The 21,219-nt window shown below is 71.0% G+C and carries 19 protein-coding genes, 1 tRNA gene and 2 riboswitches; of the genes, 17 read left to right on the top strand and 3 right to left on the bottom strand.

The window, feature by feature from the left end; genetic code table 11:
• Positions 1–18: 18 nt before the first annotated feature.
• From glp to ABLE53_RS20395, 9 genes are all read left to right on the top strand, one after another.
• Positions 19–1,233 carry a molybdotransferase-like divisome protein Glp gene (gene glp, locus ABLE53_RS20435; RefSeq protein WP_348860992.1) on the top strand — a complete coding sequence of 405 codons (1,215 nt, stop codon included), beginning with the start codon at positions 19–21 and terminating at the stop codon, positions 1,231–1,233.
• A complete protein-coding gene (gene moaC, locus ABLE53_RS20430) occupies positions 1,233–1,721 on the top strand; it encodes a cyclic pyranopterin monophosphate synthase MoaC (protein WP_348860991.1) in 489 nt (162 codons plus the stop codon). Before glp ends, moaC begins: the two co-directional genes overlap by 1 nt.
• A complete protein-coding gene (locus ABLE53_RS20425) occupies positions 1,718–2,215 on the top strand; it encodes a MogA/MoaB family molybdenum cofactor biosynthesis protein (RefSeq protein ID WP_348860990.1) in 498 nt (165 codons plus the stop codon). Before moaC ends, ABLE53_RS20425 begins: the two co-directional genes overlap by 4 nt.
• Positions 2,215–2,802, top strand: a complete 588-nt coding sequence (locus ABLE53_RS20420; RefSeq protein WP_348860989.1) for a GNAT family N-acetyltransferase — start codon at positions 2,215–2,217, stop codon at positions 2,800–2,802. The genes ABLE53_RS20425 and ABLE53_RS20420 overlap by 1 nt, the downstream gene beginning before the upstream one ends.
• Before the next feature lie 84 nt (positions 2,803–2,886).
• Positions 2,887–3,774, top strand: coding sequence for a divisome protein SepX/GlpR (gene sepX, locus ABLE53_RS20415; protein ID WP_348860988.1), 888 nt, complete (start codon positions 2,887–2,889; stop codon positions 3,772–3,774).
• A gap of 43 nt (positions 3,775–3,817) precedes the next feature.
• A tRNA-Ala gene (locus ABLE53_RS20410) sits at positions 3,818–3,893 on the top strand.
• 916 nt (positions 3,894–4,809) lie between these two features.
• Positions 4,810–7,467 carry a beta-glucosidase family protein gene (locus ABLE53_RS20405; RefSeq protein WP_348860987.1) on the top strand — a complete coding sequence of 886 codons (2,658 nt, stop codon included), beginning with the start codon at positions 4,810–4,812 and terminating at the stop codon, positions 7,465–7,467.
• Positions 7,468–7,770: 303 nt separating this feature from the next.
• Positions 7,771–7,956: an antitoxin VbhA family protein gene (locus tag ABLE53_RS20400; protein WP_348860986.1), complete on the top strand. Its 186-nt coding sequence runs from the start codon at positions 7,771–7,773 to the stop codon at positions 7,954–7,956.
• Between the two features lie 75 nt (positions 7,957–8,031).
• Entirely contained in the window at positions 8,032–8,592 is a 561-nt protein-coding gene (locus ABLE53_RS20395; RefSeq protein ID WP_348860985.1) for a Fic/DOC family protein, read from the top strand.
• On the opposite strand, the gene ABLE53_RS20390 is transcribed toward ABLE53_RS20395, so the two are convergent.
• Positions 8,567–8,827 carry a hypothetical protein gene (locus ABLE53_RS20390; RefSeq protein ID WP_348860984.1) on the bottom strand — a complete coding sequence of 87 codons (261 nt, stop codon included), beginning with the start codon at positions 8,825–8,827 and terminating at the stop codon, positions 8,567–8,569. The two genes, ABLE53_RS20395 and ABLE53_RS20390, sit on opposite strands and share 26 nt — an antisense overlap.
• 80 nt (positions 8,828–8,907) lie before the next feature.
• Entirely contained in the window at positions 8,908–10,074 is a 1,167-nt protein-coding gene (locus ABLE53_RS20385; RefSeq protein ID WP_348860983.1) for an agmatinase family protein, read from the bottom strand.
• Positions 10,075–10,085: 11 nt separating this feature from the next.
• Positions 10,086–10,152, bottom strand: a riboswitch (guanidine-III (ykkC-III) riboswitch).
• A 124-nt stretch (positions 10,153–10,276) separates the two neighbouring features.
• Positions 10,277–10,387, top strand: a riboswitch (guanidine-I (ykkC/yxkD leader).
• Between the two features lie 25 nt (positions 10,388–10,412).
• On the opposite strand from ABLE53_RS20385, the gene ABLE53_RS20380 reads away from it, so the two are divergent.
• Positions 10,413–11,972, top strand: coding sequence for an APC family permease (locus ABLE53_RS20380; protein WP_348860982.1), 1,560 nt, complete (start codon positions 10,413–10,415; stop codon positions 11,970–11,972).
• 9 nt (positions 11,973–11,981) lie between these two features.
• Here the strand turns inward: ABLE53_RS20380 and ABLE53_RS20375 are convergent, their stop codons facing one another.
• On the bottom strand, positions 11,982–12,857 hold the full coding sequence (locus ABLE53_RS20375; protein WP_348860981.1) for a LysR family transcriptional regulator: 876 nt from the start codon (positions 12,855–12,857) through the stop codon (positions 11,982–11,984).
• A 140-nt stretch (positions 12,858–12,997) separates the two neighbouring features.
• Here ABLE53_RS20375 and ABLE53_RS20370 point away from each other — a divergent pair, with 140 nt between their 5' ends.
• From ABLE53_RS20370 to ABLE53_RS20340, 7 genes are all read left to right on the top strand, one after another.
• Complete coding sequence (locus tag ABLE53_RS20370; RefSeq protein WP_348860980.1) at positions 12,998–14,356, top strand: LLM class flavin-dependent oxidoreductase; 1,359 nt, start codon at positions 12,998–13,000, stop codon at positions 14,354–14,356.
• Positions 14,357–14,421: 65 nt separating this feature from the next.
• Positions 14,422–16,002: an ABC transporter substrate-binding protein gene (locus tag ABLE53_RS20365; protein ID WP_348860979.1), complete on the top strand. Its 1,581-nt coding sequence runs from the start codon at positions 14,422–14,424 to the stop codon at positions 16,000–16,002.
• On the top strand, positions 15,999–17,063 hold the full coding sequence (locus ABLE53_RS20360) for an ABC transporter permease (protein WP_348860978.1): 1,065 nt from the start codon (positions 15,999–16,001) through the stop codon (positions 17,061–17,063). Before ABLE53_RS20365 ends, ABLE53_RS20360 begins: the two co-directional genes overlap by 4 nt.
• Positions 17,060–17,986: an ABC transporter permease gene (locus ABLE53_RS20355; RefSeq protein WP_348860977.1), complete on the top strand. Its 927-nt coding sequence runs from the start codon at positions 17,060–17,062 to the stop codon at positions 17,984–17,986. Before ABLE53_RS20360 ends, ABLE53_RS20355 begins: the two co-directional genes overlap by 4 nt.
• The gene (locus ABLE53_RS20350) at positions 17,970–19,025 is read left to right on the top strand and encodes an ABC transporter ATP-binding protein (protein ID WP_348860976.1); all 1,056 of its coding nucleotides are present in this window, start codon (positions 17,970–17,972) and stop codon (positions 19,023–19,025) included. Before ABLE53_RS20355 ends, ABLE53_RS20350 begins: the two co-directional genes overlap by 17 nt.
• A complete protein-coding gene (locus tag ABLE53_RS20345; protein WP_348860975.1) occupies positions 19,022–20,080 on the top strand; it encodes an ABC transporter ATP-binding protein in 1,059 nt (352 codons plus the stop codon). The genes ABLE53_RS20350 and ABLE53_RS20345 overlap by 4 nt, the downstream gene beginning before the upstream one ends.
• Positions 20,077–21,207, top strand: a complete 1,131-nt coding sequence (locus ABLE53_RS20340) for an LLM class flavin-dependent oxidoreductase (protein ID WP_348860974.1) — start codon at positions 20,077–20,079, stop codon at positions 21,205–21,207. Before ABLE53_RS20345 ends, ABLE53_RS20340 begins: the two co-directional genes overlap by 4 nt.
• Positions 21,208–21,219 lie beyond the last annotated feature (12 nt).

Raw genomic sequence — 21,219 nt, 5'->3', positions numbered from 1 at the left:
CGTCGTAATGTCTGCGCAGTGACCATCAGCCCCGAGTCGTTCCGCGAGCGCATCCTCTCCGAGATCGAGCCGATGGCGGCCTCGCCGCAGCCGATCATGGAGTGCCTGGGTCTGGCCTGCGCCGAGGACGTCAGGGCCGGCGTGTCGCTGCCCGGTTTCGACAACTCGGCGATGGACGGGTACGCCGTACGCGCCGAGGACGTCGCCGGCGCCGTTCCGGACTCGCCCGTCGACCTGCCGGTCGTCGGTGAGATCGGGGCGGGGCAGGCCAGCCTGCTCGCCCTCCCGCCGGGGGCGGCGGCCAAGATCATGACCGGCGCGCCGCTGCCGTCGGGCGCCGACGCGGTCGTGCCGTACGAGTGGACCGACCGCGGTGTCGCGCGGGTCGTCATCGACCAGTCGCCGAGCGTCGGCCAGCACGTGAGGTACGCCGGCGAGGACGTCTCCGTGGGCGACGTGGTCGTCTCGGAGGGGACCGTCCTGGTCCCGCGCCACCTCGGCCTGCTGGCCTCGGTCGGCCGCTCCCACGTCGCCGCGCGCCCGCGGCCGCGGGTCGTCATCCTGTCGACCGGCTCCGAGCTGCGCGAGCCCGGCCAGCCGCTCGGCCACGACTCGATCTACGACGGCAACTCCTTCCTGCTCGCCGCTGCCGCGCGCCAGGCAGGCGCGATCGCCTACCGGGTCGGGATCGTCCCCGACTCCCCGCGCGATTTCCTCACCGCCCTCCACGACCAGCTCGTCCGCGCCGACCTCGTCATCACCTCCGGCGGGGTGTCGATGGGCGACTACGACGTCGTCAAGGAGGCGCTCGCGCCGCAGGGGGTGTGGTTCGGCGGGGTGTCGATGCAGCCGGGCAAGCCGCAGGGCTTCGGCAAGGTCGGCGAGGAGCAGGTCCCGATCTTCTGCCTCCCCGGCAACCCGGTCTCCTCGTTCGTCTCGTTCGAGAACTTCGTGCTTCCCGCGCTTCGCCGACTGATGGGGAAGAAGCCCGAGCTGCGGCCGAGCGTGACCGCGAAGATCACCCACGCGATGACCTCGCCGAAGGGCCGGCGCCAGTTCATGCGCGGCGACTACGACGGCACCCACGCCACCGTCTCGCCCGTCGGCGGTCCCGGATCCCACCTCATCGGCGACCTCGCCACCGCCAACTGCCTCCTCGTCATCCCCGAGGACACCACCGAGATCGAGGCGGGGGAGCCCGTCGAGGTGCTCGTGCTGGACCAGGAGTTCTGATGAGTACGCCGGACGCCGCCGGCCGGCGGCTCACCCACGTCGACGACTCCGGCGCGGCGCGGATGGTCGACGTCTCGGGCAAGGACGTCACCGCCCGCACCGCCACGGCCACCGGCCGGGTCCTCGTCTCCGCGGAGGTCGTCGCGCTGCTGCGGGGCGAGGGCGTGCCCAAGGGGGACGCGCTCGCGGTCGCCCGGGTGGCAGGGATCATGGGTGCAAAGCGGACGCCTGACCTGGTCCCCCTCTGCCACCCGCTCGCCATCTCGGGGGTCACCGTGGACCTCGCGGTCGCCGACGACGCGGTCGAGATCGCCGCGACGGTGAGGACCACCGACCGCACCGGCGTCGAGATGGAGGCGCTCACCGCCGTCTCGGTCGCCGCACTGACCGTGGTCGACATGGTCAAGGCGGTCGACAAGGCAGCGGTCATCACCGACGTACGCGTCGAGTCGAAGACCGGCGGGAAGTCCGGGGACTGGCGCCGATGAGCGAGCCTACCGCCGACGCACAGCTCAAGGGCGTCGTCGTCGTGGCGTCCAACCGCGCCTCGGCGGGGGTCTACGAGGACGCCACCGGGCCGCTGCTCGTGGCCTTCCTGGAGGAGCTCGGCTTCGCGGCGGAGGCGCCCGTCGTCGTACCCGACGGGGAGCCGGTCGGTGCCGCCGTCGCCGAGGCCGTCGAGTCGGGGGCGCGGGTGGTGCTCACGACCGGCGGTACGGGCCTGACACCGACCGACCTGACCCCCGAGGTGACCCGCCCGCTCCTCGACCGCGAGATCCCCGGGATCGCCGAGGCGATCCGCGCCGCCGGCGTCGCCAAGGGGGTGCCGACCGCCGCGCTGTCCCGCGGGCTCGCGGGGCTCGCGGGAGCCTGCGTGGTCGTCAACCTGCCCGGGTCGCGCGGCGGCGTGAAGGACGCCGTCGAGGTGCTCCGCCCCGTGCTTCCCCACGCCGTCGAGCAGGCGGTCGGGAGCGATCACTGATGACGGTGGGCTGGCCGGCGGTCCTGCGCCACGGCGAGGTGACCGTACGGCCCCTCCGGCGTACCGACGCCCACGCCTGGGCCGAGGCCCGGCGGCGCTCCGCCGCCTGGCTGCACCCGTGGGACGCCACCGTGCCGCCCGGCGTCACCGCCCGGCCGAGCAGCTTCCCGGTGCTCGTACGCCGTCTCCGCCGTCAGGCCCGCGCCGGCATCACCTTCCCGTTCGCGATCGAGGTCGACGGCGCGTTCGCGGGCCAGGTGACGGTCAACAACATCGTCAGGGGCTCGGCGCAGTTCGCCTCCGTCGGCTACTGGATCGACCAGCGGTACGCCGGCCGCGGCATCACGCCGCTCGCGGTCGCGCTCGTCATCGACCACTGCTTCACCGCCGCGCGGCTGCACCGGATCGAGATCTGCATCCGCCCGGAGAACTCCAACTCGCTGCGCGTCGTCGAGAAGCTGGGCATCAACGAGATCGGCTACGCGCCCCGATTCCTCCACATCGACGGCGCCTGGCGCGACCACCGGATCTACGCCGTGACGGTCGAGGAGTGCCCCGAGGGGATGGTCAAGCGGCTGCTCGGGTGAAATCACACCTGCCACAGAAGTTGTCTTGCGACACACCTATGGACATCCCGGGGGCCGTGCGCTAGCGCTCCTAACCTTCACGGTGTGGACCCGAGCTCGCTGATCTTCGTCGCCCTGTTCGTGGCGTGGGCTGTCTACCTCGTCCCGAAGGCGCTCGAGCACCACGAGGAGAGCCTGCGCAGCCGTGCGGTCTCCAGCTTCTCCCGGTCCATGCGGGTCCTCGCCCGGCGCGAGCCGGTCGACAAGGGCAGGACCGACCTGGTCACCGAACGGCGCCCGGCCCCGGACAAGAAGTCGGCACCCACCGAGAGGCCGGCACCCGCCGAGAAGCAGGTGTACGACGTCGTCCCGGTCCGCCTCACCCCGGCCCAGCTGCGCGCCCGGCGGGCCGCAGCCCGCCGTGCCACCAGGCGCCGCCGCACGGTCCTCAGCGTTCTGCTGCTCGCGGTCGCCGCGGTCGCGGCGCTGGTGATCCTGGACTACGTCGACCGGATCTGGCTCGGCGCACCGATCGCGCTCGTCGTCGCCTGGCTGGTGCTGTGCCGGGTGATGGTCCGCAAGGAGCACGCAGTCGTCACCAGGCGGGTCCCGCGGGCGGCGTCGCAGCCGCCCGCGGCCGCGGTCGAGCTCGATCCCGACACCGGCGAGATCGTCGCCGTCCTCGACGCCGACGGCAACCCGACCGGCAGCTTCGCCGCCGTCGCGGAGGCCGAGCCGGAGACCGCCGCAGAGCCCGAGGAGGCGCCGCAGCGCGCCGAGGGCGAGTGGGATCCGGTCGAGGCCCCGCTGCCGACGTACGTCGCCAAGCCGCCGGCTCCCCGTCGTACGGTCCGCACCATCGACCTCGACTCGACCGGCGTGTGGAGCTCGGGTCGCAACGCCTCCGACTCCGCCCTCGCCCGCGAGGCCGAGGAGTCCGAGCGCGAGGCCAAGAGGGCCGAGGACAACGGCCGCCGAGCGGCCGGGTCCTGATTTCAGGTCGTCTCCGCCGGGGTGCTAACGTTTCACCTCGCTTGGGGCTGTGGCGCAGTTGGTAGCGCGTCTCGTTCGCAATGAGAAGGCCAGGGGTTCGAGTCCCCTCAGCTCCACCAAAGGTTCTCCGTTGGAACCAACGTTGAGGCGGGCCACTCGGTCCGCCTCAGCGTGTTTCTGGGGCCTGGGGGCGGGAGTGATCTATTGCGACCGCCTACGTCGGTGTGGGCCGTCTCCAGGTTTGCGCTACGTCAATGAGGGTGAGGGGACTCGAACCCGTCCGGAGCCTCTGGGGTCGCCACGTCATCGGCTGGGTGATCCTTCGACGGATCGCTCGTCCGTACGTGATGGAGGAGAGCCGCCACGATGGCGTCGACGTCGGGTTCAGCGCGGCTCAGGCCCCTTGCGCGTACTTCGTAGGTCTTCCGGGTTCGCTTCTTCATGTGGCCGATCGTGCGGGTGACGGAGTGTGAGGCCGACGGCTGGCGCCTACCGCCGCGAGATGCCCAGTAAGCAGACGTCGCGAGCCCGGCGTGCTCGATGCGGTCATTGGCGGCGCAATGACGCGACCGGGATGGTCACGGGACGCACGGGTTTGTCTAGTGGGCGGTGCATGGCCAGACGCCCACGGCAGTTGCAGTAGTGGGGTCGACGAAGTCGTCTTCGACCTGTTACGCCTCGGCCCGGGGCCGCCGGACAGCTTCTCGACGTCGCCGGTGACCCGCTGCCGCTCGAATGATCGAGCGCGGGGGAGGCTGACGAGGTCGTACGCGACGGTGACTCCAAGACGCGAGGGAGGTGCGACCCCGGGTACGGCCCTGCTCGTGCGGGGTTCGCGTCAGGCAGGTGGCTGTGGGCGCATCTGCTCGCGGGACCCAACCTGCCGTGCCCTCCGGCTGGTTCGGGGGCCTTTGAGCCCTTTACCCAGGGCCTGTCCACGGATAGGACGAAGAAGTGACATACGTCACATCTTCGACGGAAGGGACGTCAATGCCGACTCACCACCCCCACCGCACACCTCATCGCACGGCGGCCGTGGCGGCCGCTGCCCTCGCGGCCAGCCTCGCGGGGCTGCCGTTCACGGCCAGCGGCGCTGCGCCGGCGGCGCACGCCTCCGCCATCACCAAGGCGGCGAAGCCGGCCCAGCCGACACTGGCGGAGTCGGCGTTGCGGGACCGGCGCGTCCAGTCGCTGCTGAGGCAGCTGACGCTGGACGAGAAGATGACGCTGCTCTCCGGGGCGCAGGAGCCGGCGGCGACGGCGGAGTACCAGGCCGGCTACCTGCCGGGGATCCCGCGGCTCGGCATCCCCTCGCTGCGCCTCACCGACGGCCCGCCAGGCGTGGCCACCCGGCGGGTCTCGACCGGCATGACCTCGACCATGGGCGTGGCGGCCACGTTCGACACCGCGACCGCACGCGCCAACGGGAAGGTGATCGGGGACGACGCCCGGGCCCTCGGTCAGGACGTCGTCCTGGAGCCGTTCATCAACATCGACCGGGACCCGACCACCGGCCGCGGCTGGAACACCTTCGGTGAGGACCCGCTGCTGACCGGCACGATCGCGGCGAGTGAGATCGAGGGGATCCAGTCCACCGGCACCCTGGCCCAGGCCAAGCACTACATCGCCTACGACGGCGCCAACGGCAACGTGGTCGTGGACGCCCAGACGCTGCACGAGATCTACGCCAAGCCCTTCGAGTACGCCGTCGATGCCGGTGTCGCCTCGGTGATGTGCTCCTACAACGCCGTCAACGGCGCTGCCGCGTGCGGCAACTCCGACACTCTCGAGGGCGTGCTCAAGGGCGACCTCGGGTTCCAGGGCTTCGTGACCTCCGACTGGGGCGCCAACCACGGCACCGACTTCCTCGCCGACGGGCTGGACCTGGAGATGCCCGGCGGCGGCCTGGGCGGGTTCATCCCGCAGTACTTCTCCAAGGACAACCTGACCGCCGCCCTAGCCTCGGGCACCATCACCGAGGCCGACATCGACGACGCGGTGGGCCGGATCCTGTACGAGTACGACCGGTTCGGTCTGCTCAGCGGCCACTCCAAGCACACTGTCACCCCCGAGAACATCGACGGCAACGCCAAGGTCGTGCAGGCGACCGCAGAGAAGGCGGCGGTGCTGCTCAAGAACTCCGGCAAGGGGCTCCCACTGTCCCGCAAGGCGCTGTCCTCGCTGGCCCTGATCGGGCCGGGCGCCGGGCAGACCATCGCCACCGGCGGCGGCGGGGAGAGCTCGACCGGGCGGGCCGACCGGTGGGTCGGCACCGCCACCACCCTGAAGAAGGCTGCCCCGTCGGCACGGATCACGTACGCGGTGGCCGACGATCTCACGGGCACCCCGGTCCCCGCCTCGGCGCTCTCGCACGACGGCGCACCGGGACTGCTGCGTACCAACCCCGACGGCAGCACCCAGGTCGACCCGCAGGTGAACTTCACCGACGCGATCCACAGCGCCCTGCCCGCCGGCACCGCGTACACCTGGACCGGCACCCTGACCGCACCCGAGGCGGGCACCTACTGGATCAACCTCGGCGAGCTCGGCACCACCGGCTCCGTCTCGATCGACGGTGCCACCGTGATCGGTAGCGGCGGGTTCCTCGGCGGCGGGCCACGCTACGGCACCGTCAAGGCCGGCGACGACGGCGTCCTGGCCTCCACCGACGGGCTGGACAACATGCGCGCCCAGGTCACCCTGACCGCCGGGCAGCACACCCTCAGCATCAGCAACACCCCCGACGTCTCCGGCGACCCGGTCCAGCTCCACCTGTTCTGGGTCACCCCCAGCCAGCAGGCCGCCAACCGGGCGGCCGCGATCGCCGCCGCGCAGAAGGCCGACACCGCGGTCGTCTTCGCCTACGCGACCCCGTCGGGCGGACAGCTGACTGCACTGCCCGAAGGCCAGGACCAGCTCATCTCCGACATCGCGGCGGTCAACCCGAACACCATCGTCGTCCTGCAGTCCAACAACCCGGTCAACATGCCCTGGCTGTCCAGCGTGAAGGCCGTGCTCGAGGCCTGGTTCCCCGGCGACGAGGGCGGCTGGGCCTTCGCCGACCTGCTCACCGGCAAGGCCAGCCCGGGCGGCCACCTGCCCTTCACCTGGCCGGTCTCGCCCGCCCAGGGCGTGGCCTCCGACCCGACCCACCCCGAGCGCACCTCGCTCGGCGTCGACCCCGGCACCACCACCCCGTGCACCGCAGCCGGCGGCTTCGGCTCGATCCCCAACTGCGAGACCGACTACAGCGAGGGCATCTACGTCGGCTACCGCTGGTACGACCAGCAGAACCTCACCCCGCTGTTCCCGTTCGGCTACGGCCTGAGCTACGCCCGGTTCGCCTACAGCAACCTGCACGCCACCCGCACCCGCGCCGGCGGGCTCGCGGTGAGCCTCACGGTCCGCAACACCGGATCCAGCCGCGCCGACGCCGTACCCCAGATCTACCTCGGCGCCCCCACGACGACCCCCGCCGGCGTCGAGTTCGCCAAGCGCGCTCTCGCCGGCTACACCCGCGTCACCCTCGCCCCGCGACGATCGACCACCGTCCGGCTCGAGATCCCACGCGAGACGCTCTCCTACTGGTCCGCCTCCGCACACGGCTGGAAGACGGCCACCGGCACCCGCACGGTCTACGTCGGCAACTCCTCACGCGACCTACCGCTCCACCAGACGATCAGCATCCACTGACCCGACCACCCGAAGCACATGAGGGAGGCCGCGGGCGGAGACTTCTCCGCCCGCGGTCCGGGTCACCCGGTGGCATCCGGTCGCCGAAGACGCGTTGCGGGAACCCGTGCACCAGGTACCCGGCCCGCATGTGGGTGCTGACCTACGCCGCACGCGGGCTCGTGTGGTCGCGGCACTCGAGGTCGCATCACAAGGCATCGGACGCAGCCTCGCATCTGGCCACGGTGAGCGTCGAACTGCGCGATGTGACGCGGGGCGTCGCGGATGCCGAGCAGTGTCCCCACGGCGATCTACGATGGGGCCATGGGCACACGAGGGGTGCGGGTCACGGATCGCGAGCGTGCGATCGCGGATGCGCGACGCACGTCTGAGCTTGAGGGTGCCCGGAGCACGGATGCGACGCGTGCGGATCAGGATGCGTACGTGCGTGGGGAGATCGACATCGATCAGCTTGGCGAGCGGGTGCGCGCCCGGTACGGGTTGGCTTGAGCGGTCCGCGGCCGTGGGAGGTCGGCGACCACCCAGGCACGCTGGGACGGCTACCTCATCGAGCCTAATTCGAAGGTGCTCCGCAACAAGGTTGGAGCGACGACCGTCGAGGAGCTGCGGGCCGCTGAGAACGACCTGTTGGAGTACCGCCTCGCCGAGCTTCGGGAGCGTCCGGAACTCGTGGCCCGGACGTACGAGCTGGGCCATCTGAAGGCCCTCCACCGTCAGCTCTTCCAGGACGTCTACGAGTGGGCTGGCGACTTGCGGACGGTCGGGCTTGCGAAGGGCGAGGGGGAGGACACCTCATTCATGCCGCCGTTCGAGATCGAGCGCCCTGTGGCCCACGTCGCTGCGCGGATCGCCGAGAGCGACAGGCTCAGGAGAGTCGACTCCAACAACTTGGTCGCCGAGGTGACGTATCTGCACGACTACCTCAACTTCGCTCATCCGTTCCGTGAGGGCAACGGCCGGACGCAGCGCGAGTTCTTCGTCCAGCTCTTGGCGGAGACGGGGCGACGGATGGCGTGGGAGAGGGTCGGGACGGGGCAGCTTCACGGTGCCTGCCACGTCGCCCGCACCGTGGGAGACACTGGGCCGCTGTCGGAGGTCATCAGGATCGGTCTGAGCGACGAATGATCGCCCGCACTGTTTCGACGTGGATTCCGTAGGCCTGGGCCACCTCTCGCTGAAGCGCGCCCGCTCGGTAGCGATCCGCCAGTTCGCTCTGCTGCTGTCCCGACAGGCGGACTTGCTTCTGCTTCGGCTTGGGGCGGTTCTCCTCGGGCAGATGGGGTCTGACCTGCGGCTTTTCGATTCTGAGCAAACCGGCCAGTTCAGGCGAGGGGTTCGATAGTTGTCCTGTCAGGTCCACCGATCGCAGGAGAACCCGGGCCCGGTTGGGCCCGGGTTCTCTGCTTCTCGGCGCGTCCGGCCGGCGCGGAGGGCCGGCGGCTACGGGCCCCAGGCCTTCCGGTCCAGCGAGGCGGCCTTGGTGCCGAGCTTCCCGGCCCGCACCATGGACGCGAGGCTGTCGAGGATGACCCGGGAGGACAGCAGGGCGGTCTGCTCGGCCCAGTCGTACGGCGGCGAGCACTCGACCACCTCGATGCCGGCCAGCCCCTCGGCCGCGATCATCCGCACCATGTTCAGCCCCTCGCGCGGCAGCAGGCCACCGGGCTCCGGCCAGCCGGTGCCGGGCACGAAGCCGGCGTCGAAGACGTCGATGTCGAAGGACAGGTAGACCGCCTTCGCGTCCTTCCACGCCACCTCGAGGGCGGTCTCGACGACCTTCTCGATGCCGACCCGCTCGACGTCGCCGACCGAGATGACCGTGGTACCCCTCTCGCGGCCGACCTTCACGCCCGGGCGGGGCGCCTGCCAGCCACCGATCCCGACCTGCACGAGGTTCGTCGCGGGCGCGTTCTTGATGTTGGTCGCGTGGAACCAGGGCGTGGTGTGCATCCGCTCGTCGAGGTCGGTCTCCTGGGTGTCGACGTGCCGGTCGAAATGGATGATGCCGACGTTGCCGTCCATGTACGGCGCCAGCCCGCGGATGGTCGGGAAGCCGATCGAGTGGTCGCCGCCGAGCACGACCGGCATGGCACCGCTCTGGGCGACATGGGCCATCGCCTGGCTGATCTGGTCGAACGACTTCTCCAGGTTCCCCGGGATCGTGAACACGTCGCCGAGGTCGACCATGTTGAGCTGCTCGCGCAGGTCGACGCCGAGCTCGTAGGAGTAGGTGCCGAACAGGTTGGTCGAGCGCCGGATCCCCATCGGCCCGAACCGCGTCCCGGGACGGTACGTCGCCCCGCTGTCGAGCGGGACCCCGAAGATCGCCACCTCGGCGTCGCCGACGTCGTGGACGTCCTCGAGGAAGGGGCTCTTCAAGAAGGTGCCGGTCTCGCCGGCGAAGTGCGGCAGCTCACCACGTACGAAGGTCGAGATGCTGCGGTCGTTGATGGTCGGCGCGGCCTCCAGGCCGTACGCGTGCCCCCGCTCGATCTCCTCGCGATGCCGCCGGTCGGGCAGACGTCCCTCCGCCTGCTGGGCCCAGTAGCCCTCGTCGTTGACCCCCTCGAAGGAGTTCCCTGCGGGGTCGGGGGACTGGTCGGTCATGAGCGTTCCTCACCGCGTCGTCTTGTCGCAGGCCGGGTACGACGCGCCTCGTCCGGGGAGCCCATGACCGGCTCCTGCCCGCCATCTTGGGAAGCGTCGTACGCCGGTGTCCAGGGACCCGGCCGCTCCTTAACGAGGTGTTTACGCCGACGCGCGGGCCCTCGAAACGGCCGGCGGTTTCGCTGATGGGCGACTCACGCGGGTGAGGCGTGTCTAGGGTTCCGCCGGTGCTCCGGCACCGGGCTGGTCCGAGAGACACAGGCGGTCTGCGAGGTGGCCGACCGTTCCACGGCGGGACAAAAGCCCGGGAGATTCATCCAGTTCCTTGGAGGGTCTCCATGAGTGGGAGTCAATCGATCGACGAGTCCGACATCGGCTACAAGCAGGAGCTCCACCGCGGCGTCGGCGTCTTCGCGTCCTTCGCGGCCGGCTTCTCCTTCGTCTCGATCCTGACGACCGTCTTCCAGCTGTTCGGGCTCGGGTTCTTCCTGGGCGGTGCGTCGTTCTTCTGGGCCTGGCCGGTCGTCTTCGCCGGTCAGCTGTGCGTCGCGCTCTGCTTCGCCGAGCTCGCCGGACGATGGCCGGTGTCCGGTGCCATCTTCCAGTGGTCGAGCCGCCTGGCCGGCACTACGTGGGGATGGTTCACCGGCTGGATCATGATCATCGGCCAGATCCTCACCGTGGCGGTCGCCGCCATCGCCATCCAGGCGGTGCTGCCGAGCATCTGGTCCGGCTTCCAGCTCGTCGGCGGCAGCGGTGCCGACCCGTCGGTGCTCTCGCCGACCGGGGCGAAGAACGCCGTCGTCCTCGGCGTGATCATGCTCGCCCTCACCACCGTGGTGAACATCCTGGGCATCCGGCAGATGGCCGCGACCACCAGCATCGGGGTCGCCGTCGAGATCGTCGGCGTGGTCTGCTTCATCGCCGTGCTCTTCATCCTCTCCGAGCGCGGCCCCGGCGTCGTGCTGCACCACACCGGCTGGGAAGGCGGCGGCCACTACACGTTCGCCTGGCTGGCCTCGGCGCTCATGGCGGCGTACGTCATGGTGGGCTTCGACTCCGCCGGCGAGCTCGCCGAGGAGACCCATGCCCCGCGCAAGACCACGCCGAGGACGATCATCCGGGCGCTCACCACCTCCGGGATCGGCGGCGGCCTACTCATCCTCGGCGCCCTGATGGCTGCGCCGAGCCTCACCGACGGCAACCTCTCCGCGGGCGGCCTGTCGTGGGTCATCACCGAGCGCCTCGGCGACGTCTTCGGGCGACTGCTCCTGTGCGCCGTCGCGGTCGCCGTCTTCGCCTGCACGCTCGCCGTCCAGACCTCGGGCGCCCGGATGATGTACTCGATGTCCCGGGAGCGGGCGTTCCCCTTCCACCGTTATCTGGGCAAGGTCTCGCCCCGCACCGGCACGCCGATCTACACCTCGATCGTCGTCGGCGCCGGTGCGGCGATCGCGCTGATGGTCAACATCAACTCCACGACGATCTTCACCGCACTGTCGAGCCTGTGCATCGCGATGCTCTACATCGCCTACCTCGGGGTGACGCTGCCGCTGCTCATCACCCGGATCCGGCACTGGGGCACCGACCGCTTCCCCGCCGGCGTGGACGAGGACGGCAGGCCACTGTTCTCCCTCGGCCGCTGGGGCATCCCGCTGAACCTCGTCGCGGTCGTCTTCCAGGGCATCATGGCGGTCAACCTCGCGTGGCCGCGCACGGAGATCTACGACCTCACCGGCGAGACCTGGTGGCTGCGCTGGGGTGCCGTCCTCTTCATCGCGCTCAGCTTCGCGGTGGGTGCGGCGTACTTCTTCAAGAACCGGCTGTACGCCGCCATCGACCTCATCCACGTGCCGCACACCCACACCCCGCCCGCCGAGGCGGCCGACGCCGCCTGACCCCGCCGGTCAGACGCCCTGCGCGACCGTGACCCGCCGGCCGTCGAGCAGCGGGCGCAGGGCCTCGGCGGCGAGCCGTGCCGCGGTATCGGAGAGCCCGGGCCGCGAGCACACGTAGAGCGTCAGCGGCTCGGGCGGAGGGAGGTCGTTCCTGGCCACCAGACCCTCCGGGGTCTGTCCCAGCGTCGCCATGAGGGCCACGCCGAGCCCGGCGCTGACGGCCGCCTGTACGCCGGCGAGCTGGATCGCCTCCGCGCCGATCGCCGCAGGGATCGACCGGCGGGCCAGTGTCTCGAGGGCACGGGTCCGCAGCGCGCAGGGGTTGTCGAAGGCGACGACCGGCACCGGCTGCGGGGGCCGCGGTGGTTGCCACGCTGGCGAGGAGTACCAGGTCAGGTCGAGCTGCCCGACCGGGACGGCGTCGGGATCGTCGGTGACGTTGAGAAGGAGGGCGAGGTCGACGCGACCGGCGGCGAGCCCCTCGCGCAGCTTCGTCCCGCGGTCGATGCGGAAGTGGAACCGGTAGCCCGGCGCCGACCGCTCCAGCGCCGCCGACAGCGGCGGCAGCAGCTGCGCCGCTGCATGCTCGGTCGAGCCGATCACGATCGTCTCGTCGGTCTCCACGCCGAAGCCGGCGAGCGCCTCGTCGTGGAGGGCGAGGATGCGCCTCGCCTGGCCGAGGAGCCGCTCGCCGTCGGCGGTGAACCGCGACCCCCGGCCGTGCCGCTCGACCAGCGGCCGGCCGACCGCCGCCTCGAGCCGGCGTACGTGCCCACTCACCGCCCCCTGGCTCAGGTGGAGGTGCGCGGCGGCGTGCTGGAACCCGCCCCGGTCCGCGACCGCCACCAGGCTGCGTAGAGGAGCGATGTCGAGGGTCCTGGGCATGTCGATCAGATTACGCGACTAATCAAGCAGCGTGATCGGTCGGCATCACGAACCGCCGTTGGAGTCGCATCGTTAATACGACTATCTTGATCGACAATGGACGCGAAGAGAAGTGGCCGGACGAAGTGGGGAGCGGGTCGATGACCGCGACACGGCAGATGCACCTCGGCGCGGTGCCGTACGGCACCGGCGGGCCCGGCAGCCACACGCTGTGGCTCGACCCCGAGATCCCCGGCGACGCCAGCGTGAACATCGACTGGTTCATCGAGATGGCCCGGCTGGCGGAGTCGGGGAAGTTCGACCTGATGTTCATCGTGGACAGTCAGTTCATCACGCCGTACAGCCCTCCCCACTACCTCAACCGGCTCGAGCCCTTCACGCTGCTGAGCGCCCTCGCGACGCAGACGACCCACCTCGGCCTGGTGGGGACGGCCACCACGAGCTTCAACAGCCCGTTCAACCTCGTGCGCCGGTTCGGCAGTCTCGACCTCATCTCGCACGGCCGCGCGGGGTGGAACGTCGTCACCACCGGGGACGCCGGCACGGCTACGAACTACGGCCTCGACGAGCACTACGACTACGACACCCGCTACGGCCGGGCGCAGGAGTACGTCGAGCTCGCCCGTGCGCTGTGGGACTCCTACGAGGACGACGCCTTCGTCCGGGACCGGGAGAGCGGCGTGTTCCTCGACCGCAGCAAGCAGCACGTGCTCAACCATGCGGGCGAGTACTTCTCGGTGCGCGGCCCGCTGAACCTCGTCCGCTCGCCCCAGGGTCACCCGGTGATCTTCCAGGCCGGAGACTCCGACCAGGGTCGCAACCTCGGCGCGAGCGTCGGCGAGGGGATCTTCACCCACGCCCCGGACATCCCGAGCGGGCAGGCGTTCTACAACGACATCAAGGGCCGGGCACAGGCGAGGTTCGGCCGGAACCCCGACCACCTGATCATCATGCCCGGGGTCAAGATCGTCGTCGGCGACACCGACGAGGAGGCCCGCGAGATCGAGGCCGCCAACAACGACCGCGACCACACCTTCCAGGCCGCCCTCGAGGAGTTCGGCCGCCCGTTCGGCTGGCACGACTTCACCCAGTACGACCTGGACGCGCCCTTCCCCGTCGAGACCCTGAAGTACGGCGAGCGCTCCTTCTACACCCAGGCCCAGCGCATCACGCAGCGCGCACAGGAGAACGGCTGGACGCTGCGCCAGGCCGTCGAGGCCACCCGCGAGCGTCGCAAGAGCGAGTTCGTCGGCTCGCCCGCCACCGTCGCCGACAAGCTGGTCGAGTGGTGGGAGGCGCGCGCCTGCGACGGCTTCAACGTCGGCGTCGACCACCCGTCGAACTTCCGCCGCGTGGTGGAGGAGGTCGTGCCCATCCTGCAGGAGCGCGGGGCCTTCCGCCGCGACTACGACGCGACCACCCTGCGCGGTCACCTCGGACTCCCGATCCCCGAGAACCGCCACACCGCGGCCCGCCGCACCTCGGCCCAGGCCGTCTGAGCGGCGTACCTCCTCTGTCTCGGGTCTCGTCAGCAATCCCCCGCACGAAAAGGATCACCACCCACATGGCCAACACGGCTCGCGCCCGCGAGGGTGCCCGCTCCACCCGCTCCAGCATCGATCCCGCGCTCGGCCGGCGCCGCCTCCTCGGGATCGGGCTCGGCGCCTCCCTCGTCTTCGCGCTCGAGGCGTGCGGCGGCTCGTCGACCGGAGCCGGCGGGGCGGGCGGGACAGGGCGCATCACCTGGGCCTGGCAGCTGCCCACCACCTGGGACCCGGTCACCTCCTCGGCCGGCTCGGACGTGCAGATGCTCGCCCTGACCTACGAGGGCATCACCGGCCTCGACGAGAAGGGCAACCCGGTCCCGTGGCTCGCCGAGAAGTGGGCCTACAACAAGGCCGGCACGCAGGTGACGTTCACCCTCAAGAAGGGGCTGAAGTTCAGCGACGGGTCCCCGCTCGACGCGACGGCCGTCGCCAAGTCGATCGAGCGCGGCCGTACCGAGGAGGGCTCGCTGATCGCACCGCAGATGACCTCCATCAAGAAGGCCACCGCCGACGGCGACGTCGATGTCGTTCTGGAGCTCTCCTCGGTCGACTACCAGATCCCTGCGCTCTTCGCGGGCAAGACCGGGATGGTCGTCAACCCGGCGGTCTTCGAGAAGGACGCGAAGTCGCTTGCGACCAAGCCCGCCGGCTCAGGTCCTTTCCGTCTGACCAGCTACGTCCCGAACGACCACGCCGAGCTCGTGAAGAACCCCAACTACCAGCTCGCCGACCAGATCAAGGTGGGCTCCTTCCACCTCTACCCACAGCCGGACGCAGCGACCGCGATCGCCGCCGTCCAGTCCGGGCAGTACAACGTCGTACGGATCGGCGGCGCCCAGGTCGAGCAGGCGAAGCAGGCCGGTCTCGACGTCCAGATCCTGGACTCGATGTACGTCAACGTGCTCGACGTCCACGCGGGCATGGCGCCGTTCGACAATCCCGCCGTCGTCGAGGCGATGAAGTACGCGATCGACCGGGAGAAGATCAAGAAGGTCGCCAACTTCGGCATCGGCGACGTGAACTACCAGCCGTTCCCGAAGGGGTACGTCGGCTACAACCCCGAGCTCGAGGGGATCTACGAGTACAACCCGGACAAGGCGAAGAAGATCCTCGCCGACGCCGGGCTCTCCGGCGGCGTGACGGGCATCTTCACCGACTCGGGGCAGAACAGCGCGGCGGTCGAGCTGATCCAGGCGCAGCTCAAGGAGGTCGGGATCGACCTCACCATCAAGACGATCCCCAGCACCCAGCACACCCAGATCGTCTACATCGACCACTCCCGTGCACTGACCTACGACGGCTTCGCCGGTCGCGAGTCGCCGGTCCAGGCCTTCCAGGTGCTGTTCGGGAAGGAGGGGCTGATGAACCCCGACCGTCAGGACGACCCCAAGCTCGACGCCCAGCTGAAGAAGGTCAGCGCCACGCCGACGGACGACCCGAGCTACCCGACGCTCCTGCAAGAGGCCACGAAGATCGCCGTCACCACCTACCCGAACACCTTCCTGTACGACGCGCCCCGGGTCATCGCCCGCAAGGGCGTCTCGGCGCTCCCGGCCCTGCCCAGCCTGCAGCGCTTCGAGGGCGTGACGACGTCATGAGCGTCGCCCAGGCCACCACCGACACCGCGGTCCCCGCGGCGGCACCGTCCCGGGCGGCGGGCGGCCGTACGACGGGCAGCGTCACCGGCTGGGCTCGCCGGTTCCTCAACCTGCTCGCGATCACCGTCGTCGTCCTCCTGCTCGCGTCGGTCATCACCTTCGCGCTCGGCGCGATGGCGAAGACCAACCCGGCGGCGGCGGTCCTCGGCGAGACCGCGACACCGAAGGACATCGCGCGGATGAACCACCAGTTCGGGCTCGATCGGCCGCTGGTGACGCAGTACGTCGACTGGCTCGGCCACGCGGTCCGCGGCGACCTCGGGGTCTCGTGGTTCACGACGATCCCGGTGACCGACAGCATCAAGCAGGCACTGCCCGTCGACCTGTCGATCGCGATCTTCGCGGTCGTCCTCGCCATCCTCATCGGCGGCGCAGCCGGGATCGGCGCGGCGCTGAGCAACGGCGGCGTCCTGGACCGCGCCGTGACAGTGGTCTGTTCGATCCTTGGCACCCTGCCTCCGTTCGTCATCGGGATGGCGCTGATCGTCCTCTTCGCGGTCAAGGCGCACCTCCTGCCGGCGGGCGGCTACGTGCCCTTCAGTGAGTCGCCGACCCAGTGGCTGCGGTTCGCGGCCCTGCCGTCGCTGGCCCTCAGCCTCGATGTCGCCGCCTCGATCGCGCGCCAGCTGCGCACCTCGCTCGTCGGCGCGCTCCGCGAGAACTACGCGATCGGTGCCCAGATGCGCGGCTTCTCCCGCCGCCGGGTGCTCTTCGGCCACGTGCTCCGCAACGCCGCCGCTCCGACCCTCGCGGTCATCGGGCTCGCCATCCCGTTGGTCGTCGGGGGCGCGGTGATGACGGAGAAGCTCTTCGGCCTGCCGGGCATCGCCCAGCTCGCGCTGGACTCCTCCGAGAAGGGGGACGTGCCGGTGGTGCTCGGGACGCTGCTCGTGACGGCGTTGGTCGTCGTCATCGCCAGCCTCGTCGTGAACGTCGCGCAGACGGCGCTCGACCCGGCCGCTCGTCGTACGTCTGACGCCGCGGCGAAGGGGGCGCGATGAGGACCCTCAAGGCCCTCTGGGCCATCCCCAGCTGCCGGTTCGCGTTCGCCGTCCTCGGTCTCGTCGCGTTCCTGGTGGTCTTCGGCGGCACGCTCGCGCCGCACGACCCGCTGAAGCAGTACACCGACCAGGTCCTCCAAGGACCCTCGGGCGACCACCTGCTGGGCACCGACTACGTCGGTCGCGACGTCCTGTCGCGACTGATGGCCGGCACCCGGCTCTCCGTGGCCGGCGCGCTCGAGGCGGTCGCCATCGGGGCCGTGCTCGGAATCCCCACCGGCCTGCTGTCGGCGTGGATGGGGCGGATCGGTGAGTGGATCTCGCTGCGGGTCGCCGACACGCTCATGATCCTGCCGTTCACCGTCTTCGCCATCGCCGTCGCCGGCACCATCGGCAACGGCCTGCAGCAGGCGATGATCGCCGTCGGCATCCTGATCAGCCCGATCTTCTACCGAGTCACCCGCTCGGTGGCGATGGGCCTGCGCCGGACGCAGTATGTCGAGGCCGCCGAGCTCATGGGCGCCACCCAGTGGTGGACGCTCCGCAAGCACATCTGGAGCAAGGTCCTGCCCAACGTGGCGGTCGCCGGCGCGCACGCCACCGGCTCCAGCCTGCTGATCGTCGCCTCGCTCTCGTTCCTCGGCCTCGGCGTCCAGCCGCCGGCGCCGACCTGGGGCGGGATGCTGTCGAGCGACCTCGGCTATCTCGCCCAGCAGAGCTGGGCGCCGATCTTCCCGGCCCTGCTGATGATGGCGACCGTCGGCTCGCTCAACCTCATCGCCGACGGCATCCGGGACGCCACCGGCCAGCGGCGCCGCCGCCGCGGCCTTCTCAGCCGTGCCCTCCGGCGCGGCGACGACCTCCGCGTGCCGCCGCAGCGGCGCGAGCAGCGGAAGGAGAGCAGCGATGCCGCCGCAGCCTGACCAGACCGCCCCGACGTCGTACGCCGACGCGGCCCGAACCCTCGACGTCGACGGGCTCCAGGTCAGCGTGGGCGACCACCTCGTCGCCGTACGCGATGTGTCGTTCGAGGTACGCCGCGCCGAAGCCGTCGGGCTCGTCGGCGAGTCCGGCAGCGGGAAGACGCTCACCTGCCGCTCCGTCCTCGGGCTGCTGCCGGAGTCCGGGGCCGTCGACGCGGGGCGGATCACACTCGGCGAGGGCGACCGCGCCGTCGACCTCACCCGGGCGAGGCGGAGCGAGTGGGACCAGGTGCGCGGCTCGCGGATCGGCGCCGTCTTCCAGGACCCCGGCTCCTACCTCAACCCGAGCATCACGGTGGGCCACCAGCTCGTCGAGCAGCTCCGTGTCCGCGGCGGTCTCTCCCGCCACGACGCCAGGTCGCGCGCGGTCGAGCTCTTCGGAGAGGTCGGCCTCCACAACGCAGAGGACGTCTTCCACCAGTACCCCCATCAGCTCTCCGGCGGCATGCTGCAGCGCGTCCTCATCGCGATCGCGGTCTCCTGCGAGCCGGAGCTGCTCATCGCCGACGAGGCCACCACCGCGCTCGACCCGGTTGTCCAGGCCGAGATCCTCGAGCTGGTCGCGAGGCTGCGGAAGAGCCACGAGCTCTCCCTGCTCCTCGTGACCCACGACCTTGCCGTCGTCGCGGAGACCTGCGACCGGATCCTGGTGATGTACGCCGGCGAGATCGTCGAGAGCGGCCCGACCGAGGCGGTCCTCGCGGACCCGCAGCACCCCTACACGCGGGCGCTGCTCTCGGTCGCCTCCATCGGCGACTGGAGCCGGCGCACCCTCGAGGTCATCCCCGGCCAGCCGCCGTCGGCGGGGGAGCGGATGGCGGGCTGCCGGTTCGCGCCGCGCTGCCGGTTCGCCACCGGCGACTGCACCGCCGGCCCCGTCCAGATCGTCGAGGTCGCCCCCGGCCGTGCGGCGCGCTGCCTCCGGATCGAGGAGATCGCCGCCCAGCCGAACGACGCGCGGGTGGAGGTCTCCGCATGAGTGAGCCGCTGCTGACCGTGACCGAGCTGTCGGTCACCTACGCCCCACCGCGCAAGGGCACCCACCTCGGCACCGGGGCCGCGCTGCGCGAGGTCACCCTCGACGTCCGGCCCGGCGAGATCGTCGGCATCGTCGGGGAGACCGGCTCCGGCAAGACGACGCTCGCCCGCGCAGCGGTCGGCCTCGTCCGCCCCGCCGCCGGCTCCATCACCTTCGCCGGCACCGACATCGGCGGCCTGCGCAGCAGAGACCTGCGGAGGTTCCGCCGCCGCGGCGAGATCCAGCTCGTCTTCCAGGACCCGCTGCGCTCGCTCGACCCCGACCTCACCGTCGAGCAGCTGGTCGCGGAGCCGCTGGCCGTGGCCGGCGACGTCGGGAAGGCCGAGCGCCGCGAGCGGGTTGCCGAGGCGCTCGGGCTCGTCGGGCTGGAGTACGCCGAGCTGCGTGGCCGGCTGCCGCGGCAGCTGTCCGGCGGCCAGCGGCAGCGGGTCTCGCTGGCGCGGGCCATCGTCACCCGTCCCAAGCTCCTCTTCTGCGACGAGCCGGTCAGCGCCCTCGACGTCTCGAACCGCAACCTGGTGCTCAGCCTGCTCGACCGGCTCCGCACCGAGCTCGGCCTCGCGGTGGTGATCATCGCCCACGACCTGTCGTCGCTGGCGGGGATCGCCGACCGGATCGCCGTCTTCTACCGCAGCCGGCTCGTCGAGCTCGGTCCGGTCCAGGACGTGCTCACCCGCCCGGCCCACCCCTACACCGGTCTCCTCACCGCCTCCGCACCCTCGGTCGCCCGGGAGGACCGGCTCCGGCCGGCCGAGCTGCGGCGTGCGGAGGATGCCGCCCCGTGGGAGCCCGCCGCGGGGGAGTGCGTCTTCGCGGGCCGCTGCCGGTTCGTCCACGACGCATGCCACCGGCAGCCGGCGCTCGAGGAGCTGCCCGCCCACCCGGATCGCTCGGCCGCCTGTCACGTCGCCGGCTCCTGGATCGACCGGGTCAGCGCCGAGCGCGTCGACACCACCCACCGCCCCACCACTCGGCTCGGCAAGGAGTCAGCATGACCATCGAGTTCATCGGCATCGCCGCCACCCAGGCGACCACCACCGCGGAGCAGCGCTCGGGGAGCGCGGGTGCGGTCACCGCCCAGTCCGAGGCCGCAGTCCCCGTCGGCCCCGTCGTCAACAAGGCGTACGCCGCCGAGCTCGCGCGCACCCATGAGGCCGCCGGGTTCGACCGGGTCCTGATCGCGCACACCTCCTCGATGCCGGACGGCTTCCTCGTGGCCGACCAGGTCCTCGAGGCGACCGACCGTCTCGGCGTGCTGCTGGCGCACCGGCCGGGCTTCCTGGCACCCACGCTCGCGGCCCGCGCCTACGCCACCCTGGAGAACCTCCACCCCGGTCGCGTGGCCATGCACGTGATCACCGGCGGCGACGACGCCGACCAGGCCCGCGACGGCGACTGGACCGACAAGCCGACCCGCTACCGGCGTACCGACGACTTCCTGACGGTCGTCCGCAAGACCTGGGAGTCGACCGAGCGCTTCGACCACGACGGCGAGTTCTACCGGGTCGCTGACTCCTGGTCCTCGGTGCGCCCGACGGTGCCGATCCCGGTCTACTTCGGCGGCGCCTCCGAGGACGCGGTCCGGGTCGGCGGGAAGCACGCCGACGCGTACGCCTTCTGGGGGGAGCCACTCGAGGGCATCCGCGAGCGGATCGAGCAGGTGCGGGCAGCGGCCGCGCCGTACGGCCGCTCGCCCCGGTTCAGCGTCAGCCTCCGCCCGATCGTCGCGGACACGGAAGAGGCGGCCTGGGCGCGCGCCGAGGCCATCCTCGAGCAGACCCGCAGGACCGCCGGCTGGCAGGCGCCCGACCGGCGGATCGGCACGACCTTCGGGGAGCAGGCGGAAGGGGCGCGCCGGCTGATGGCCGCCGCCCAGGACAAAGAGGTCCACGACAAGCGGCTGTGGACGGCGCTCGCCAAGGCGACCGGCGCGTCCTACAACTCGACCGCCCTCGTCGGTACCCCCGAGCAGGTCGCCGAGGCGCTGCTCGACTACGTCGACCTCGGCGTCACCACGCTCCTCATCCGCGGCTTCGACCCGCTCGCGGACGCCAAGAGGTACGCCCGGGTCATCGAGCTCGTCCGAGCCGGTGCCGGGTCCCACCAGCCCGTCGCCGTCTGAACCCAGGAGCCC

This window comes from Nocardioides asiaticus, from assembly GCF_040049175.1.
GTDB lineage: Bacteria > Actinomycetota > Actinomycetes > Propionibacteriales > Nocardioidaceae > Nocardioides > Nocardioides cheoyonin.
Note: the sequence above shows the minus strand (reverse complement) of the source record. Positions and strands in the feature narration are given on the sequence as shown.